The organism is Anaerococcus sp., from assembly GCF_022770135.1.
Classification (GTDB): Bacteria; Bacillota; Clostridia; order Tissierellales; family Peptoniphilaceae; genus Anaerococcus.
Map to the genome: position 1 here is coordinate 1 of NZ_JALEIL010000119.1, position 2,973 is coordinate 2,973.

A 2,973-nucleotide genomic window follows, 5' to 3' on the forward strand; every position below is an offset into this window, starting at 1 on the left:
ACTTACTACATCTGAAGATTCTGACACGCCAGAAGCTAAGAAAAAACTAGATAAGTTTTTAGAGAATTTAGAGCCTTCTCCTATACTAGGTTTCAACTTTGATAGGAAAAGCGTTGAAAGCGAGGCAGGAAATGTTGAACAGACAATTTTCGAATACGAGAAAAATCTCAAAACAGGTGCCTTTGACGAGGACTATTATCAAGAATTCTTAGATAAGCTTAATACTGCTGGAATTGATAGGTTGATAGAAGAAGTCCAAGCTCAATTAGACAATTGGGATAGGAAGTAGAAATGATAAAGACTTATGTTTAGGCATAGGTCTTTACTTTTGCAAATTATAGTGAAAAATGTTTCATTTATTGGAAGTTTTTTTAGAGAATATGAAAAGATTTAGGAGTTAATATGTTAGAAAAAAGAGGCATTATAGAAGGATTCTACGGGATTCCTTGGAGCTTTGAAGAAAGAATGTCTATGATTAAATTTCTATCCGATATAGATATGAACCAATATGTCTATGCACCAAAGGATGATCCTTACCATAATGTAAAATGGAGAGAACCTTATCCAGAGGATAAATTAGCTGAGATAAGTAAGCTTGCTGAGCTTTCAAAAAACGAGGGAGTCGATTTTGTTTGGGCCATTCATCCAGGACAAAATTTGATAGATTTTAATCTATATGAAGAAGAAATTGATAAGTTATTTAAAAAGTACGATAGCCTTCATGAAGCAGGTGTGACTTCCTTTGCTCTTTGCATGGACGATATAGACAGAGACTTAGCCTACGAGCAAAGAGAATTTCATTTAAGCTTGGTGAAAGATATTCTAAAGAAATTGGATACTTATGAAAATGGCAAACTTTTATTTGTCCATCCTTGGTATAACAGCGCCTGGATTGATGAGAAGGGGGAAGAATACTTTAAGCTCTTTTCCGGTCTTGATAGATTAGAAATCTTGTGGACAGGCTATGACGTAGTTGTACCTATTACAAAATCTTCCCAAGAAAAATTTACAGAGCTTTCTCAAAAGGAAGCTAATATATGGCTTAACTGGCCGGTCAATGATTATCTAAGAGATAGAATATTTATGGAAGTATTCGAGTTTTATGATTCAAGCGAGATAAACTATAAGTCAATCCTATCAAATCCAATGAATCAGGCAGAGTTAAGCAAGATATCTATCTATCAAATAGGAGAATTTGCCAAAGATCCAGCTGGATTTGTCCCTATCGAATCTTTCAAAAGAGCCCTAGCCTATATTGACGAAAAAGTAGCTTCAGATCTTTTCGTAATAGCTGATTCCTTCTTTGCTTCAGGAGTTTATGATAGATTTGATGATAAGAAATATAAGGAAGATGGGGAAATTGCCCTAGCTTATAGGGATAAGGACTTTGAAGAAGTAAAAAGCTTGCTTAATAAGAAGATAGGAGCTATAGATTCATACTTTAAAAACTACAGCAATGATAAATTATACGATGAGGTAAAGCCATTTTTCACCTCCCTATCATATCTATCAGAAGCTGTTAAGGCAGCAATAGACAAAGATTTTAAGAAAGCTTCAAGCTTCTATGATAAATGTAGCGATTGTAAGGTAAAAATCTATAAGGAATTTAGCCTAGATACTATAGAAGATAGGAAGGTCAAAACTTCTAGAGTCTTGGAGAAAATCTACGAAGAGCTCATGGAGGATGTAGAAAAATGAAAAAAACCATCCACGTAGTAAGCCATACCCACTGGGATAGAGAATGGTACATGCCTTATGAAAAGCACCATATGCGCCTAATCGATCTAATGGATGGGGTGATAGAAGCCTTCGAAGATCCTGATTTTAAGTATTATTGGCTTGATGGCCATTATCTTCCTATAGAAGACTATCTTGAAGTTAAGCCAGAAAATAGAAAGATAATCGAGGAATTAATCGAGGCCGGTAAGCTTAAGCTAGGTCCTTGGTATATCTTGCAAGATGCCTTTCTCACAAGCGGAGAATCTAATATCAAAAACTTAAGTCTTGGAATAAAAAGCATAGAAAAGTGGGGAGAACCTTCGATGATTGGCTATTTTCCAGATACATTTGGCAATATTGGTCAAGCTAGCCAAATTCTTCAAAAAGCTGGAATTAAAGTCGCCTACTTTGGAAGAGGGGTCAAGGCTACAGGCTTTGACAATGTGGTTATAGATGATTTTACTTCCAAAAACTCAGAGATTTATTGGAGGGCTCCTAATGGAGATGAGGTCTTGGGGATTCTTTTTGCTAACTGGTATAGCAATGGACTAGACATTCCTGAAGATGAGCATGAGCTTAAAGCTTATATGGATCAGAAGATTGAAGATATGGAAAAGTACGCCTCAACTAATCAATTGCTCTTGATGAACGGTTGTGATCACTCTCCAGTTCAAAAAAACATTGGGAAAATCATAAAAAAGGCAAACGAGCTTTATGAAGATTATGAATTTGTTCACTCAAACTTAGACCTTTATTTTGAAAGTGTAAAAAGAGAAGTAAAAGATATCGACACCATAAAAGGCGAGCTTAGAAGTCAAACGACTGATGGTTGGTGGACTTTGAATTCTACTTCATCTTCTAGATATTATCTAAAGAAATACAACAAGACTTTGGAGATGAGACTTGAAGAAGTCATCCAACCACTTTTTACTCTTTTTGTCGAAAAAAAAGACTATCCTAGGGAAAAGATCGATTATTTCTATAAAAACTTAATTAAAAATCATCCCCACGACAGCATATGCGCTTGCTCTGTGGATTCAGTTCACGATGGCAATCTCAGACGCTTTAAGAGTGTAAGTGAAGGAGTCGACTATCTCGAAGACTTAGCTAGGGAAAAAATCAGAGAAAACACCCAAAATATCAAGAAAAATAGTATCTGTGTCATAAATACCCTTCCTTACAGGAAACTTAAGGAAGTTGAAAGAGAAATAGAAGTTGATAGGAAGTTTTTCGGCATAGATTTCCCAGAAGTTT

Annotated in this window: 2 protein-coding genes and 1 pseudogene; all 3 read left to right on the plus strand. The window is 35.6% G+C overall.

Translation table 11 applies throughout. The features are described from left to right. Positions 1-289 (plus strand): DUF3502 domain-containing protein (locus MRZ08_RS06215; protein ID WP_297380656.1); only part of this gene is annotated, 289 nt, incomplete at its 5' end. 113 nt (positions 290-402) lie between these two features. Then, on the plus strand, positions 403-1,698 hold the full coding sequence (locus MRZ08_RS06220) for a beta-N-acetylglucosaminidase domain-containing protein (protein WP_297380659.1): 1,296 nt from the start codon (positions 403-405) through the stop codon (positions 1,696-1,698). Beyond that, positions 1,695-2,973, plus strand: a pseudogene (locus MRZ08_RS06225) (alpha-mannosidase); the annotation flags it as partial. The gene MRZ08_RS06220 and the pseudogene MRZ08_RS06225, both read left to right, overlap by 4 nt.

Excerpts from the sequence above, each read along its gene's own strand:
- MRZ08_RS06220 (WP_297380659.1), top strand. The coding sequence starts at position 403 with ATGTTAGAAAAAAGAGGCATTATAGAAGGATTCTACGGGATTCCTTGG.